12 protein-coding genes are annotated in these 16,444 nt (G+C 39.7%); all 12 read right to left on the reverse strand.

From position 1 onward, the window contains the following. Positions 1 to 418 precede the first annotated feature (418 nt). The 12 genes from HC723_RS10685 to HC723_RS10740 all read right to left on the reverse strand — a co-directional run bounded on the left by HC723_RS10685 (position 419) and on the right by HC723_RS10740 (position 16,434). Positions 419 to 1,267 (reverse strand): hypothetical protein, encoded by an 849-nt coding sequence (locus HC723_RS10685; RefSeq protein WP_190339049.1) that lies wholly within the window; start codon positions 1,265 to 1,267, stop codon positions 419 to 421. Beyond that, entirely contained in the window at positions 1,257 to 2,441 is a 1,185-nt protein-coding gene (locus HC723_RS10690) for a DUF3696 domain-containing protein (RefSeq protein ID WP_190339050.1), read from the reverse strand. The genes HC723_RS10685 and HC723_RS10690 overlap by 11 nt, the downstream gene beginning before the upstream one ends. Continuing rightward, positions 2,435 to 3,568 carry a DUF262 domain-containing protein gene (locus tag HC723_RS10695; protein WP_190339051.1) on the reverse strand — a complete coding sequence of 378 codons (1,134 nt, stop codon included), beginning with the start codon at positions 3,566 to 3,568 and terminating at the stop codon, positions 2,435 to 2,437. The genes HC723_RS10690 and HC723_RS10695 overlap by 7 nt, the downstream gene beginning before the upstream one ends. A gap of 125 nt (positions 3,569 to 3,693) precedes the next feature. Beyond that, positions 3,694 to 6,807, reverse strand: coding sequence for an HsdR family type I site-specific deoxyribonuclease (locus HC723_RS10700; protein WP_190339052.1), 3,114 nt, complete (start codon positions 6,805 to 6,807; stop codon positions 3,694 to 3,696). Positions 6,808 to 6,815: 8 nt separating this feature from the next. Next, positions 6,816 to 8,414: an AAA family ATPase gene (locus HC723_RS10705; protein WP_238925457.1), complete on the reverse strand. Its 1,599-nt coding sequence runs from the start codon at positions 8,412 to 8,414 to the stop codon at positions 6,816 to 6,818. Beyond that, a complete protein-coding gene (locus tag HC723_RS10710; protein ID WP_190339053.1) occupies positions 8,415 to 9,590 on the reverse strand; it encodes a restriction endonuclease subunit S in 1,176 nt (391 codons plus the stop codon). Next, a complete protein-coding gene (locus HC723_RS10715) occupies positions 9,587 to 11,146 on the reverse strand; it encodes a type I restriction-modification system subunit M (protein WP_190339054.1) in 1,560 nt (519 codons plus the stop codon). The genes HC723_RS10710 and HC723_RS10715 overlap by 4 nt, the downstream gene beginning before the upstream one ends. 206 nt (positions 11,147 to 11,352) lie before the next feature. Next, positions 11,353 to 14,238 (reverse strand): UvrD-helicase domain-containing protein, encoded by a 2,886-nt coding sequence (locus tag HC723_RS10720; RefSeq protein ID WP_190339055.1) that lies wholly within the window; start codon positions 14,236 to 14,238, stop codon positions 11,353 to 11,355. 125 nt (positions 14,239 to 14,363) lie between these two features. After that, a complete protein-coding gene (locus HC723_RS10725; protein WP_190339056.1) occupies positions 14,364 to 15,233 on the reverse strand; it encodes an LPD25 domain-containing protein in 870 nt (289 codons plus the stop codon). Between the two features lie 97 nt (positions 15,234 to 15,330). Further along, positions 15,331 to 15,564, reverse strand: coding sequence for a hypothetical protein (locus tag HC723_RS10730; protein ID WP_190339057.1), 234 nt, complete (start codon positions 15,562 to 15,564; stop codon positions 15,331 to 15,333). Positions 15,565 to 15,575: 11 nt separating this feature from the next. Further along, positions 15,576 to 16,184, reverse strand: coding sequence for a hypothetical protein (locus tag HC723_RS10735; protein ID WP_190339058.1), 609 nt, complete (start codon positions 16,182 to 16,184; stop codon positions 15,576 to 15,578). Between the two features lie 13 nt (positions 16,185 to 16,197). Next, positions 16,198 to 16,434: a hypothetical protein gene (locus HC723_RS10740; RefSeq protein WP_190339059.1), complete on the reverse strand. Its 237-nt coding sequence runs from the start codon at positions 16,432 to 16,434 to the stop codon at positions 16,198 to 16,200. Positions 16,435 to 16,444: the final 10 nt, after the last annotated feature.

The following is a 16,444-nucleotide window of genomic DNA, read 5'->3' on the forward strand; positions in this document are numbered from 1 at the left end:
TCGATTAAAGGGGTTTAAATTACTTGCTGATGTTGTAAGCGGTATTAAGTTTAAAGATGGTGAAAAAGTAATGCCAGATCAAACAGAGCATGCAAAAGAACTCATACACCAGAATTGACAATAGCTCGTTTCCTAACGTCATCAGTAGCTTTACGTCCGATAAATTCCCAACGATTTTCTATACTTCGCTCTTCAAGAGCAAAAGAAAAGCACTGCTGATGTCCATCAGTAAATTCCATTAATTAAACTTGTATAGTTAGCTCTGGCTTAAATGCCAACTCAAGCAATATCTATACTTCAACTCAAATAGTAAACAATTAGCCTTTACTAAAAGATCCAGATATCTGAGAATTGCGAAACAATCAGTTAATAATTTCACTTTATTATATTTGATAATACTGTTGATAAATGACAAAAATCAGCTCAACCAACTAGGATTATTTTTGCTTCTATCTCCACTTTGGAGGCGGATTCCACTCAAGCTATCTTCCCCCAAATGATTACCAAATCGATCCCATACTTCAACGTGAGCACACTCACCATGATGCAGGTTGTCGATGACATGATAAGTTCGTTTGATGTTACAAGAGTATACAGCTCTTCCCTGGTTAATAAATGCAGTCTTTGAGTACTTGCTACTATCTCGAAGATAACTTTGTGCATCAGTTGGAGGGTCATGAGATGTAATATCATAGCAAAAATCAGCTACACTATATTTTTCGTCTAACCAAGTATTGGGATTCACCTCAATATCAGACAACTCTATAGTGATATACTCCCTATTTTCGTTTTCCCACCCTTTTATTACCGTTGCTACTTTGGCATTTATAACTTTATTGTTAACAAAAACGATAGGATGTTTCTTGCTACACAATGTTAACTCGGCAGCTTCTGCCAATGTATCTCCTGTAACACAATCTCCATTAAGCATCTCATAGCAAATATCGTCACTATGCACTTGCTCATCATTCCAAACTTTACTGAACTTATCGTAAAATACTTTCTTAAAAAGGCGTTTAGTATCCGTTTCAAGTAATTTATTTACTGCTGATAAAAAAGTAATATTTATTTGATCAATGCACAAATTTTTTCCATCTAATTCACGACACTTCCATAATAGAAACCGTACCGTAACCCCATTAAGAAGATCGCCCCTAAAAGCTGATGATAACTTTAGAAGATCGTATATTGCTTCAAAAAAGTCATGTTTCTTCTCAATCTTGCATATAGAGCTTTCGTCAATGTAAACATTCACATCATAAGTCATGTAACCTATCCAAATCGATTTCGTCCTGATCAAAAAAACCTTTAGGCCAATGACTTATCTTACCATTTTTATCTATTACTACTCTAGATAAAGGAGTTTCAGAACTTTCACCAAAGAATAAAACTGAAGAATCTTCATTATTCAGAACACCATCCTTCACTGATAGCCTAACTCCATTCAAAATACTGGGACTATGTGTCTCGATTATTGTCGTAACATTGGATGCTGCAACTTTACACAAAAAATTCGTAATTCTATTTTGTGCGCTTGGATGCAAGTGTGCCTCGGGGTTTTCAATAATAATTACATCTCCTTCTTTTGCGACTAAACCCGCTACAATAATTGGTAGGCAGTAACTGAATCCATAACCAACATTCTCCGGTTTATAATTATTCACGCTTCCATCAGGACTGATCTCTATTTTCTTTAAGGATTCACTAATAGAACTAACACTAACTGAACCCGAGCTAAATATATAAGAAATCCAAGCTGAGATTTGTTCTGGTAATTTAGAGGTTTCACCATCAGTGTGTATGAGCTTTTCTCTTACATCTTTCTCTCTATTTCGATAAATTTCTAAAGCAGTGTGCTCACCAAACTTGCCCACACCAAATGTTCGATTCGATGCTGACTCATGGAACGACCTAGGACCTATACGCTCTGCTGAGATAAAACTTACTCTTGAAAAGTCAAGTAAATAATTCTCAACACAGCTCAAAGTAGATTCATCAAGCCCCCTGATTATGTCAAAGCTATCAGTTCTAAATGTCCCTGGCTCATTTGACTCAATTTCTACGCTCTTCAATCGTAGATTTCCTTCATCCTCAACATCTTCGTCATCATCAACATACTTTCTGGAGAACTTCGTTTTTAGTGTTAAGTACTTATTTTTTTCTCTATTTTCAAAACAATAGGAAAGCCCTATCTCCGAACGAGCAGAACTACCCGTAGATCTAATATCATCGAATGATCCAAGTTTTACCCAATCACTATTGAGTACCAGTATGTTAGAATTTTGATTCTCTAAGACGCTTTGTGAAGGTAGAAGTAAACTTTGGATAGTGGTTGACTTCCCTTTGCCATTTACACCGGTTAGTAAGGTCAACTTTTCAATTGGGAAAATAGTTTCCTCTTTGAAGCACTTGAAATTTTCGACTTTAATTTCCGTTAACATAAATCACCTCCAAGATATTCAGAAGCGAGCCGTAGTCTTGTAGACACTTTCTTTATCTGGTTCGTTGAGGTTTTAACAGAGTTTAGGTACTCTTCATTTAAAATAAGAGCTTGATATTTATTAAGCAGTCTTTCTTTACTTTCATGGACATATTGCGCACTCATCGCATTAAATGCACTGTATATACTTTCCATAACTGCTAAATTAATTCTTCCCCTTGTTTCCTCATTCATGATTCTGAATGCATTTTTTCCAAAAACACTCTCAACTTTTTTAAGGTTAGTTATAAACTTCTCTTCTAAATGACAAATTTCATCATCATCCATAAGGTTTATCTTCTTCATAACATCTCCAAGGAAATCATCTAAATCACCATTATAATTTCTATGAAACTTATCATCGGAAAAAGCTAGACACCTTAAAACAGCTTCACGATCCTTCATTCTTTTCGGAGAAATCCCTGAATCTGTAATGTAAGAAAACTCGTTAAGTTCTGACATTTTCTTCAATAACTTTGTTGATTTTCCCAAATATATACAGTTCCGTATTTCTTGACGTTCTAGTCTGGTTCCACCTGTATTTATTCGCCTAAAGATATCGTACGTTACAGCCATTGGAACTGATGGCATTATTGAGTAATAGGGTATGTTTTTATCTTCAATCTTCGACCATACTTCATCGTGTTTTTCTTCTAATTTTGACTTACTAAATCCATTAAGCCATGGAAGAGCTTTTAACCCCACCAAACAAAAATCATCATTATAAAAGTCAAGCACTGCTGTTAATCTTTGAAGACCATCAATTACCACTAACCGACCCGAAGAGTCTTTATTAAAGTAAAAATGTGGTAATGGCAGATTCAGAATCAAAGACTCAATAAACATAGATTTTTTCATTTCATTCCATGCATTAGGGCTTCTTTGAAACTCAGGGTCTAAAACAAATTTACCTTTATTTGTCCATCGGATAATTTCAAATACAGATATTTTGTCTTCTCGTAAATTAATCTCTATTGTTGATAAGTCTACATTCTCTGAGTATGGGTAAATACCACCGTCGTCACTTGTATAGTCTTCTACGGTGTCTTCATCTGACTCAATAACTTCTCTTTCATTTAAGTCATTCATCAATAATGCTCCTCAATATAACCATACACCTTGGCGAATAGTTCTTTGTCTTTTCCTAAACCAATATTAACTCTGGTATCTTCTTAATTTATCTAGTTCACCAGTGAATCTATCACATCCATCACCTAAAGTTGCCCACCAACCCCTTTAAACTTCTCAACAAAAGCGGCGATTTTCTGAAAAACCGTTTGCTTCTGGGTTCGGTACTGTGGGTTCAATGGGCTAAGTTTGGGTAGCGCCTCATTAAGTGCAGTGCCATTTTCAGAGGCGTATTCACGTTTAAGTGATGACGCAATATAACGTTTGGCAGCATCGATATTGAGCTTTTCAGAGGCAATAATGGCATCGGCTTCGCGCTTCTGTTCCGTCTGGGCGAATTTGAAGAAAGCGTCGATAATGCAGGCTTTGTCATTGATCTCATCCAGGTTTGTCTGGTTAATAAAATCAACCACTAAGCTCTCTTTCGCTCTATTGCCAAGGCTACCGCGGATCATACGACGAACTTCTTCAATCAAGCCTTCTTTGCTCTTGTTCTTCTTATTGTGATCAAAAATCAGTTCAAGAATATAATCGAGGTTGATTTCTTGCGATTTAAGCAAATCAATTTCAAAGACCACATCGTCCCAGTCTACCGTTGACTTATCTTTGTCCTGGCCTTCTTTATCGCGTCGTAACCAGTCACGGGTATCGTTGTAGGTAGAGCGATAATCTTGGATAGCACGTTCGCTCGGCATATCAATGGTTTGCATTGCCTCGATGTCAGCATCGTCCAGATAGTACTTTGACTTAAACTCTTCAACAGCTTGTTCATCACTGGTATCTAAGCTTTGCAGCGCTTTTAATCCAGCAAACTCATCGTAGTTTTGTAAAATATTTTCGGCTTTTAGGTATTCACCAAACAGCTTGGCAAACTCTTTTTTATCTTGTTCTTTTTCAATGCATTCTGGATTAGGAAAACGATCTTGCAGCTCTTTGACGATATCAACAAAGCCTCGACGCGCTTGGCCAGTAGCAATATCGTTAAAGCCTTCCATGTATTCTTTGTAGCTCTTCTCCAACACCACGTTTTTGGTGTTTTTGTCACCAAACAAGGTGATGGCATCAATGGTTGCCTTATCTAAGTCCCTGAAGGTAACAATATTGCCAAAGGTTTTCGTCGCATCATAAATGCGGTTAGTGCGAGAAAACGCCTGCATCAAGCCGTGATAGCGCAAATTCTTATCAACAAACAAGGTATTAAGCGTAGGCGCATCAAAGCCCGTTAAAAACATACCGACCACGATAAGCAGATCAATTTCTTGATTCTTCACGCGCTGGGCAAGGTCACGGTAGTAGTTCTGAAAGCCATTACTGTCCACGCCATAGTTAGATTTAAACATGGCGTTATAATCAGTGATTGCGGCGTTCAAAAACTCTTTCGCGCTGCTGTTTAGGCTACTTACTTCAAAGCTCTCATCTAAAATATCACCAATGGCATCCTGCTCTTCATTGGCCGAAAATGAGAAGATAGTCGCAATGCGCAGAGGTTTACTAGTGGGTCCATTCTCAGCCTCCGCCTGCAATGTTTTGAAGGTTTCATAGTACGCTTTCGCCGCATCAACACTACTTACCGCAAACATAGCGTTAAACCCTTTCGCACCAGAATAGGCTCGATGCGTTTTCTGGTTAAAATGGCTCAGAATATACTGCGAGATTTCACGAATTCGCATCGGGTGTAAGAACGCTTTCTTGTTCTCGGCGGCACTGAGCTTTTTATCATTTTGCTCAGTCTCAATGCTCTTAAATTGCGGGCGAACATCGTTATAGTCCACTTTGAACTTGAGTACTTTCTCATCACGAATGGCATCGGTTATCACATACGTGTGTAACTGCTGGCCAAACACGCTGCCCGTGGTTTCAGCACCCAATGCGTTTTCAGGAAAAATTGGCGTGCCGGTAAAGCCAAACTGATAGTACTTTTTGAATTTCTTCTTCAGGTTTTTCTGCGCTTCACCGAATTGGCTTCGATGACACTCATCAAAAATAAAGACGACTTGCTTGTTGTAGATAGATAAATCGCTCTCACTTTTGATTAAATTGTTGAGCTTTTGGATTGTGGTGACGACAATCTTGTTATCGTCTTTATCCAGGTTACTCTTAAGCCCTGCGGTACTGTCTGAACCGTTCACACTATCAGGTGAGAAACGCTGATACTCTTTCATGGTCTGATAGTCGAGGTCTTTTCTGTCCACAACAAAAAAGACTTTATCTATACAGTCTAAATCGGTGGCCAAACGTGCTGCTTTAAAGCTAGTGAGTGTTTTTCCTGAACCTGTGGTGTGCCAAATATAGCCTCCGCTCTCAGGCTTAGCCCAGTCTTTGCCGTTAAAAGCACTTTTTATTTTCCATAAAATGCGTTCTGTAGCGGCAATCTGATAGGGGCGCATCACTAGCAAAGTATTGCTGACATCGAATACCGAGTAACGCAAAATCACTTCAAGCAACGTCTCCTTCTGCAAAAAAGTGGCGGTAAAGTCTTTTAAATCTTTGATCAGCGTATTGTCAGATTTTGCCCAGTTCATCGTAAAGTCGAAGCTGTTTTTGTCGCGCTTCGTGGTATTGGCAAAATAGCGCGTGTCGGTGCCATTAGAGATCACAAACAGCTGCAAGAACTTGTACAATGAGTTCTCTGCATTAAAGCTTTCTTTGCTGTAGCGATGTATTTGGTTAAACGCCTCACGGATTGCTACACCACGCTTTTTCAGTTCAATTTGTACCAAAGGCAAACCATTGACCAAAATCGTCACGTCATAACGGTTGGCATGGCTTCCCGTTTGTTCAAACTGCTTAATCACCTGTACTTTGTTACGAGCAATAGTTTTCTTGTCGAACAGGTAGATGTTTTCGATATGGCCATCATCGAAAACAAAATCGAAAATATAGTCACTGTGCACCTTGCGGGTTTTGTCGAGAATATTGTCGCTTGGTGTGTTCAAGTATTGTTCGCAAAATCGAGCCCACTCGGTATCGGTAAACTCGACCTTATTAAGAACTTGTAACTGCTTGCGCACATTCGCCATCATGGCATCGGGTGTCGTTAGCGCCGATAAATACTCATAACCTTGGTTGCTTAGATCCTGAATAAGCTCACGTTCTAAATCACCTTCGCTTTGATAGCCCTCAGCAATTTGGTCTTGGCGCGTGTATTTATCTAAAACAATGTAATTTTTAGACTCTGCGATTGCTTTGTATTCTGCCATATCTATTCCTAAGCCTGTGTCCCTTGTGGAGCGCGTATCCCTTTATAAATATTGTCTATCTCTTTCACTAGAAACTTAAAGACGCGCTTATGATCTTCTTCGACTTCGGCCACTTCATGGCCTGCGTGTTTTGCATGGTTATATAAATTAATCACCCGTGCATAGGGGTTTACTTGCCCGGTAGCCCTATTACCTTTGACACCGGGCAACAACTCACCCCACTCTTCGTACCCCAAAAACGTTGAGGTTTTTTCGAGAACATTTCGCAAAAAATTAAAGTGGTATTTGTGGATATCGCCTGAGTCTGCCGCTTTCATTAACTCATTCTTTAAATGCAGGTGATACGAGAAGGGCGAATCATTTTCTTGCTCAATCAGGTCATGCTTGCCATCATCGAGCTTGCGCAAAACGAACTTGGGTGCTCGATTAAACTCGTTATGCAAAACATTGTAAAAAAGCGGATTATGAGTGGTGATGATGAACTTAAGACCAGAAATAGCGAAGTCACTCGACTTAATTAAACGAGCTAAATCAACAGCCAACTCTATTAGATGGTTGTCATCTAACGAGCTCACTGGGTCATCAATAAACACATATTGTAATTGGTTAAATTGGTCAGTTTCGCGGCCAGCATCTTCAGGTACATTTAAGATGCTAATCACTTGTTCGAGCAATGAATAAAAAATACTCCAAATAAAGTTACTTTCTTCACCCTTTGATATTTTAATTTTTCTATCTGGTTCGTCATCGCCACCTTGATGTGAAAACGTCACCTCAGAAAAGGCTTTCACGGTAACATCTTTTCCGTCTTTGTCTTTAGCCGTGTATTGCGGATTAAAGCGTGGCGTTAGTTTATCGTTGGCATAGCGCTGGAACGTGCTGATCACGTTCATGTCTTGCCCTTGCTCTTGCAAAATCCAATCGGTAAACGTATTAGGTTGGATTTTTAGCTTCGGCTCTGCATCAGCATCTAAGTCGTTATCCCAGTAAAACAAGTCTTCCGTAAACGCGTTGTAATACAAAATCTTGTGGCGCGACAAAGGCGCTTGCTCTGCATCTTGCGCATCGTCTTTCGGCGCTGTGATCTTTTTAAATTCACGAGACAAACGTGTTTTACCTGTACCATTAAAGGCATAGATTAACTGCACTTTTTTATCAGTATTCTTTAATTTATGGGTAATCCCTGTAAGTGATTTTAAATACTCCCCATAAAATTCAGAAATATCACATTTCTTAACGGCCCAATGCCCCCGGTGAAACTCAAAATCATCGATATCTAATTTTTGTTGTTTTTCCTTTAGAAGGCCTCTGGTTAAAGGGTAGTAGTCTTTGTCAAATCTATACTTAATGCGTAAATTATTAGAATTAACTTTAATATCGGTAATTCTCCCAATTCTTGCATCAGCGACTTCATTCTCGACCGCAAACATGGTTGGCAGATTCTTGAGCTTATTTATTGCATCCTGATCTAATGATTGAAATTGCCCTTTGAGAGCGGCTTCCGTATATTCAAGAAACCTGTCTTTCGGAATCGTGAATTCCCCTTGAACGCCTGAGTAAAAGCTAGGCACGCTTGCCATGATCAGGTTGTACATTTGACCGCTCATTTACGCTGTTTCCTCCATAGGTTTGGGGAAGCTCAACAACATGTCACGATAATACTCGTATTGCTTTTGGCGTAGTTCGATTTCGCGGGGTAGACCTTCTGATATAGAGTTCGTTAGCGTATCGAATTTATCCAATATAGCTACAATCCGAGCCTGCTTGGCCAGCGACCTCTCAGGATCGTCGGGGTATGGCACAGGAATTAGCGTTTTTTTGATATTGTCATTGTACAATCGCTTAATTACACCACCGTCAGAAACGTTCCAGTTTGCTATTTGATAAAAATAAAATAGGTATTTGTTTAGCACTTTACTTTCATCATTTTCAAGCCAAACAATATTACTGTCTTGAAAATAGGCATCTTCACCATTAAAAATTACTGCTCTACCAATAGTTCCACTAGCTGATATAAGAATCTCACCCACTCTTGGATAATTATATTTACTCTTGTATTCTTCAAAAGTATCTCGTGAAATATAGGCATTAGGCTCTTTGCCAAATGTTCCTATCTTAAAAAATGGAATGTCACCGATGTCAGAAGTCTCGTTCTTCATTATGCGTTTGCACATACGAACTTCACCAATCCAGCCTAACGTCTTCCACTCAACGTCACCCTCTTCAAAACTTAACAACTTGTCGCGGTAATAGTTGTATTGTTTTTTCCGCATGCTAAGCTCAGCGGTCAGCTCAGCGGTCATGGCGGTAAATGCGTCCAGAATACGTACTATTTCAGCTTGTATTGCCAGCGATTTTTCTGGGTTATCTGGGCATGGGATGGGGATCAAAAGCTTATTTAAAATAGCTTGAGTCAAGCTTGGCCTACCAGAACCTGTGTCAAGTGACATCAAATCTATTGTTTTAATAACGTAATATAGATATTTGGGCAGAATTTTAGTTCCATCTATCTCTGTGTAATATATTGTATCTACATTCCAAAATGCTGAATCCACATAGAACAGATTTGTGATAGTGCCTTTACGAGGAATCAATACCGTGGGCTTGTCATACGAATATGTATCAACATACCCCATGATACCGCCTGACCCATAAACCGGTATGTCACCCGAAGCTAGCTTCTTCCAATCTTTGCCATGTTTAATTTTTGCAATTTTTTCAAGGGGCAAATGTGATACAGATGCACCATCAAGTAGTTTCTCTATAAAACTTAAGCCGATCATACCTCAATCTCCCCACCTTCAATTTCCGCTACAATGGCGTCAATATCACTGCGAAGCGCATCAATTTTAGCAACGGTGGTTTTTAGCTCGGCATTAAGCTCTGTAATGTCCACTCGCTCGCGGTTGTCTTTAGCTTCCACATAACTACTTACCGAAAGGTTGTAGCTATTGGCTGAGATAACATCCAAATCAACGGATTTAGCAAAGTGCTCCACATTCTCTTTGCTGGCAAACACCTTGATGATCTGCTCAATGTGCTCATTGCTTAGGGTGTTGTTATTGGTTTCTTTTTTAAACAGGCCGCTGGCATCAATAAACTGGGTGGTGGTGTCGGTTTTATGTTTAGACAGTACCAAAACATTCACCGCAATGGTGGTGCCAAAAAACAGGTTAGGTGCCAGTGAAATCACGGTTTCAACGTAATTGTTATCAACAAGGTACTGGCGAATTTTTTGCTCTGCGCCACCACGATAGAAAATCCCCGGAAAACAAACAATCGCAGCACGACCTTTACTTGATAAATAATTCAGCGCATGTAATACAAAAGCAAAATCAGCTTTCGATTTCGGTGCAAGTACGCCAGCGGGCGCAAAGCGGTCATCGTTGATTAGGGTTGGGTCGTCGCTACCAATCCATTTCACTGAATAAGGCGGGTTAGAGACAATGGCATCAAACGGCTTGTCGTCTAAAAAGTGCGGTTCGATTAAGGTATCACCCAACTGAATATTGAACTTGTCGTAGTTAATGTTGTGCAAAAACATATTCATACGCGCCAAGTTGTAGGTGGTGTGGTTAAGTTCTTGCCCAAAGAATCCTTCTTCAATGATATGAGCATCAAAGTGCTTTTTGGCTTGCAAGAGCAACGAGCCGGAACCTGCCGCAGGGTCATAAATTTTATTCACGCTGGTCTGACCGTGCATGGCGAGCTGCGCGATCAATTTTGAAACGTGCTGAGGGGTGAAAAATTCACCACCGGATTTACCCGCATTAGCGGCATAGTTTGAAATCAGGAACTCGTAAGCATCACCAAATAGGTCATTTTGGTTATCTTCAAATTGAGTAATGTTTAATCCGGCAACTCCGTTTAATACATCTCGAAGACGTTTGTTCTTCGCATCTACCGTGTTACCCAGACGATTGCTGGTGGTGTCAAAATCCGCGAACAAGCCTTTAATATCTTTTTCTGAATCATAGCCATTGGCTGAGTTTTCAATCGCGGCAAAAATAGCAGCTAAATCGGTGTTTAAATTTTCGTTGTTTTTCGCGTTTGCTACGACATTACTAAATAGTTGGCTAGGGTAAAGAAAATAGCCTTTGGTTTTAATCGCATCCTCTTTCGCTAACGTGATGTTTTCATCATCATCCGACATTTCTGCATAATCAATGCTATCATCACCACCGGTAATATAATCAACGAAATTTTCACTAATGAAACGGTAGAACAGAGTACCCAGTACGTATTGTTTAAAATCCCACCCATCAACAGAACCTCGAACATCATTGGCAATTGCCCATATTTTTCGCTGAAGCTCGGCACGTTGTTGTAAACTAGTCATAGGTTGATTCCTGCTTTTGGTGCATTAATAGGATGAGTTGTTTTATGAATACAGTCTGCCTTTAGTAAAAACAAACCTTAAAAATTGATTCAAATTCTACCATAAAAACCAGAGGTAATAATAAGGCTATACTCGCGTCATTTGAGTTTTAATTCAAACGTTTAAATTAGCGTCTATTTTCTCAATTCTCACGGAATAAATGATGGTCAATGTGTATTTTCTAGGTCGTGAACATTCATCGTAAACTGACAATTTTTATCGGCATTCTTCCTGTAATTAGCACATCCCCAAAATTGACCATTTCTACCATTACGTAAACGCATCTCACTACCACAACGTCGACATAAAGGACGTACTTTGGCACACCCAGGGTTAATACAAATCTGCACACCTTCTTGAAGTGTGCTACTCATAGGGTTGCCACAATCATCACATGGCGTTTCTTTATGCTTACAACGAGGATAAAAAGAACATGATAAGAAATCACCGTATCGACCTTGTCTCTCTTTTAAAACCCCCACTTTACAGCGACGGCAAGAGATTTGCTCAAAGAGTGTCTGCACAAAACTGGCTTCAAACTCGTTAGTATCAACCGCGTATTTTTTCTTCAATAGCTCAACGACAAATTCACTGACATCCGTCATATCTGCTAATAAATACGCTCGGTGTTTTGCGCGAGTCAGCGCTACGTAGAACAAGCGTCTTTCTTCAGAAAATTCAAAATCATCACCACTTGGTAGCAAGGCATCCACTAAAGGCGGCGTCACTTTTTCAGACGGGAAGCCATGCTTACCTGACGTTAACCCCATTATCACCACATAATCGGCCTCTTTACCTTTCGAGGCATGAAAGGATTGCACTTCGATCTGTAAATTAGAAAACTGATACTTTAGTGATCTCAATTCATTCAAGTTCGGTAGTTGATGCCAAAATCTTGCTAGAAGATAGACCTTATTTTGTTTTGGTTTGTTTGAATTCGCCACTCGATTAACAATTGCATTAAGAGCTTTTTCTAACGGTGTTACACTATTTTCATTTTTTCCTTGTCTAAGAATAGATACCGCGGGATGATTCACTTGCACTAAAGATTGAATATCTTTTTTAATTTGCACGGGATTTTGAGTCACGAATTGCGTCGCAACTTGCCCTATTGCATTATTAAATCGAAACGTCAGATCTAATGTTGTTTTAGACGTAGGGCCAAAATAAGCACAAAAATCCGTTGTGAGTTTGACATCGGCACCACTAAAACGATAAATCGCTTGCCAGTCATCTCCGACGCAAAACAGTGAACTTCCAGCCAGTGAATCTCTCAACAGTTTAACTAATCGAGCTCTAGGCTCTGAAATATCTTGAAATTCATCAACTAGGATATATTTCCACTTCGATACAAATTGACCCGATTGAACATAGCGAATAGCTTTACCAATCATGTCATTAAAATCAATCCATTGCTTCTCACGTAGAAACTCTTGATATTGATGATAAAGCGGATATAAAAGTTCAAGCGCTTTCTCTGTTTGGTTTGGATCGATTGATTCTTGGATAATTCGTTGTTCTGATACATCATCAAGACATGCTGCTTTATACATATCGACCAAAAAGCAAAACAGTTTAGCTAATTCGGTCACTTGACCTAGCTCTTTCAGTTGAGACAATAACGCGTCATCAGATAAGAGAGCAACTTGCACATCTTTCTCAACCAGCTTTGCTGCGAGGTTTGACAACAATTCACCCCGTTTATGTTGGTGATAAAACACCTCAATATAACCCGTTTGATACTTGCCATGCGTTTGCCGCTTCCATTCTATGGATTCTTGATAGCGATCTTTATCTATCCATGGTGCCGTATTACCATGTTCATCCGTGCCATAATATTCAATATAGATATCATGATCTGGTAAATAAAAATCTGGACAATATTGACGGTACTCTTTAGTACTTACATCAAAGCGGTACGGTGCTTCATATTGGTAATTGATACCATTGCGGTATAGCCAATTCGCAATCACGACTTCGCCATAACTTTTAACTCTGTCCCCTTTCATCGAGCAAATTTCGTTATCATTCAAATACTGTAAATAAGCGCCTTCAGATTTAAAATCAAAGGGATTTTTATCGACGAAATAATAGGAACTAAAATATTCTAATAATCGGTCACGATAACCGGCATCCAGCATGAACGCCTCAAGAGTGTCACTCATCCATTTAAATTTGGCTTTCGAATCATCCTCAAAGGGAGAGAGTGTCGGTTTTGTATTTTCCACTTCAGCAATAATCTTCATGCCTAGACTGTGAAAAGTACTCGCGCGGATCGTCTCTATTCCGAGTTTATCCTTGATCCGCTCATCCATCTCTTTTGCAGCAATCTTCCCATAAGCCAAAAGCAGAATATCTTCTGGCTCAGACAAGCCACTTCGAATGAGATAACCAGAACGTCCTACCATGACACTAGTTTTACCCGTACCAGCCCCTGCTAATAAAAGATTGTTATCATTATCAGTAATGCAGGCAATTCGTTGTTTTTCTGTGAGGGGATTCGATTCAACGGTGTCAAAATAGAAAGCAAACTGCTCTAACTGACGATGAATATAACGTTGTCGAATACTGCTGATTTGACGATCATCAAGTTGTGCAATTTTTTCAATTTGTTGTATTGTCTTTTGAGCAAAATCGGACAAACCCTGTGCATTTTTCCAGCCCTTCCATCTTTTGACCTCCTGAATCGCCTTCAGCTGAAAACGTTCAATATCGGAGCACCTTAAAAATTGTGATAAATAATGCTTGTTAGTCTCATCTAAAAACGGCTGTAACTTTTCAGCATTCACATTTGCCCAAAGTGAAAACAAAGATGCTTTCGAATTGAAAAAGTACTGTAATTGTTTATATTCGTGATTTTTCCCGTTGGCTTTAAATGATATGACTCCACCGAATAATGTCATTGAGAAGCAAGCAGGACTCTCTAATTCATTCCAAGCAAAACGGTAGGTATCTACTCCTTGGTTAACGGTCAAACCACTTTGATCAAAATTGATGGTTGTTGAGGGTGAACCACCTAACTTAGAAAAAAAATTAGATTTTAAATGTGCCATGAAACCACTTATTGATAGAGTCATTAATATAAACAAAACGGCATATTACATGGTTATCAATAAATTATTGATGATCGGCCACAAAAAAATGACAGAAGGGAGGATCCACTCCCTTACAATCATGTTTAATCAACAACCAACTCCCCCAGTGGAACACTTTTCGCCTTATTAGTTTCATCCCAAAAGCATTGTTTATAAACCTTCCACCCGTGATACAGGTAGTTATTCTCAGTGAGATAATTGCCCGCACCCATGGAATAGTTTTCCCGCTGTTCCTTACTTTGAGTCTTATCATTCAAGAACGCCGTATCCGGATGGTTAAGACAAGCCTTACGCATCTCAGGAAAGCGTTGCTGTGTATGTTTAGACCAAGCTAAGATGATGGTTTTAATTATCTTGGATTCATAAACGCCTGTATGCGGACAACTGTTTTCACTGTCATATTCCGTCTTGGTGGCAATGATGACTGCCTGTGCCCATTCAGGAATGTTTAGGTTTTCTTGGAAGGTTTGTTCCTTTTCCTGGTGTACTCGAATGCGCTCTTCTCTTTCCTTTATTTGTTGACGCTGTTCCTTTTCTTGTTTTCGTTTGACCTCTTTTATCACTTCGCTAGCCTTAGCTCTTGCTTGCTGCACTTGAACTCGGTCAAGTTGGTAGTGTTCTATTAGCCCTATCAACTCAAGCTGGTGGTCTTCACGCATCCATGCCATTTCAGGCTTATCGTGATTCTGTTGATGGTAGTCATACACCGATAAACAATGGTCACTAAAGCCTAAATCATTGACGTTACAGCCTAAGTCCAAACGGCATTGATGCTCACTGCCATCATGAAAAGTCACAGTGATAAAAGTTTTATCATAGCCACCTTCGGGGTTATCCAGGGCAACTTCTAGTGCCTTTTGCTCAAAATCTTCAAAATCCCAGATGTCACCCGTTTGAAATTGACGAGACTCTGAGCCGTGTACAAATACGGTTTTCGGGATACGTTTTTTCATATTGAAACCTTTATGTTGATATATCGCAGATACAAAAAAGCCGCCTCTGATGGGCGGCTCGTTGTGGGTTATGTATGGAATGGTTATATAGTCTTAACTATTTAGATTTGCTCGTCGTATCCTTTTCCATGTTTAACTTGTTTGATTGTTCTTTTGTTTTGGTTTTCTCTGACGCTATTGGTTCTTTACGAGCCTCAAACGATTTACAGTTAATCGCACCACTTTGACACATTTCAATGGTTGAGCCGCCCATGGTGCCACCAGCAAAACTTGGTAAGCTAATCGACATTGCTAGAGCAAGTAATGACAGTGTTTTGATTGTTGTATTCATCGGGATATTCCTTATTGAATAGAAAGCGGAAAAGCTAACTGGTTGAAGTACGTGTTTACTGAATCCGTTAAACCGGCATCATATTGCAAGGCATACCCCGTCGTCGGTACGCCCTGACTGCAATCCTGACCAGGGGTAATGTTGCCCTCGGAGTCATAATTCAGGTTTAACCCATCCACGGTATAACCCGATACATTGCCACCGATAGCGTATACTTCATACTGGCTCGATTCTCCAACATTACGAGCACCTTGAGCGAGGTAGCCTAACTCATGAAAGCTCCCCTTTTGAGCGCCAATCTTTTCACAGCTGGCGTTATAAATATCTCCTGCGCCATAATCGCCTTCACCTTGGTGATAACCATAAGCACGAATTTCAAATAAACCGGCTTTTCCATCAATGGTCACCAAAGCCTTAATTTCCGAACCATCATCATTGATGATTTGAATATTCTTTTGCACTTCGCCGTTGGCATCATAAACTTGAGCGAGTAGCTGAGCAGGATGCCCATTAAGCAATAACGAACCATCACTGTCCGCTTGTAAAATCACACTGGCATTGGCCATCATTGAAGTCGAAGCCAGTGAGGCTATTGCGATAGCTGGAATATATTTCATCATGTTCATCGTATTTTTAATCCAAAGTTATAGAAGCGTTATCGGTTAAGGTAATCGGTGCATTGGTGACCGTGAGGCTTGAAGTAGTCACTGCATCATCAATAGTGCATCCTGAGTTTTCACACTGTTCGATAAGATTATCGGGTTTATCCCCTCCACCATTATCGGGCGCGGCATTGTCGTCATCACTGCCACCACAGCCAGAGAGTGCAAGCACTATTGCGATGGTGAGTGTGAGTCGTTGTGTTTTCATATCTTCTCCT

Origin of the sequence: Vibrio sp. S11_S32, assembly GCF_014694465.1 — a bacterium.
GTDB lineage: Bacteria > Pseudomonadota > Gammaproteobacteria > Enterobacterales > Vibrionaceae > Vibrio > Vibrio algicola.

Coding starts and splice junctions, on each gene's coding strand:
- HC723_RS10685 (WP_190339049.1), bottom strand. CDS start 1,267: ATGACTTATGATGTGAATGTTTACATTGACGAAAGCTCTATATGCAAG.
- HC723_RS10690 (WP_190339050.1), bottom strand. CDS start 2,441: ATGTTAACGGAAATTAAAGTCGAAAATTTCAAGTGCTTCAAAGAGGAA.
- HC723_RS10695 (WP_190339051.1), bottom strand. CDS start 3,568: ATGAATGACTTAAATGAAAGAGAAGTTATTGAGTCAGATGAAGACACC.
- HC723_RS10700 (WP_190339052.1), bottom strand. CDS start 6,807: ATGGCAGAATACAAAGCAATCGCAGAGTCTAAAAATTACATTGTTTTA.
- HC723_RS10705 (WP_238925457.1), bottom strand. CDS start 8,414: ATGAGCGGTCAAATGTACAACCTGATCATGGCAAGCGTGCCTAGCTTT.
- HC723_RS10710 (WP_190339053.1), bottom strand. CDS start 9,590: ATGATCGGCTTAAGTTTTATAGAGAAACTACTTGATGGTGCATCTGTA.
- HC723_RS10715 (WP_190339054.1), bottom strand. CDS start 11,146: ATGACTAGTTTACAACAACGTGCCGAGCTTCAGCGAAAAATATGGGCA.
- HC723_RS10720 (WP_190339055.1), bottom strand. CDS start 14,238: ATGGCACATTTAAAATCTAATTTTTTTTCTAAGTTAGGTGGTTCACCC.
- HC723_RS10725 (WP_190339056.1), bottom strand. CDS start 15,233: ATGAAAAAACGTATCCCGAAAACCGTATTTGTACACGGCTCAGAGTCT.
- HC723_RS10730 (WP_190339057.1), bottom strand. CDS start 15,564: ATGAATACAACAATCAAAACACTGTCATTACTTGCTCTAGCAATGTCG.
- HC723_RS10735 (WP_190339058.1), bottom strand. CDS start 16,184: ATGATGAAATATATTCCAGCTATCGCAATAGCCTCACTGGCTTCGACT.
- HC723_RS10740 (WP_190339059.1), bottom strand. CDS start 16,434: ATGAAAACACAACGACTCACACTCACCATCGCAATAGTGCTTGCACTC.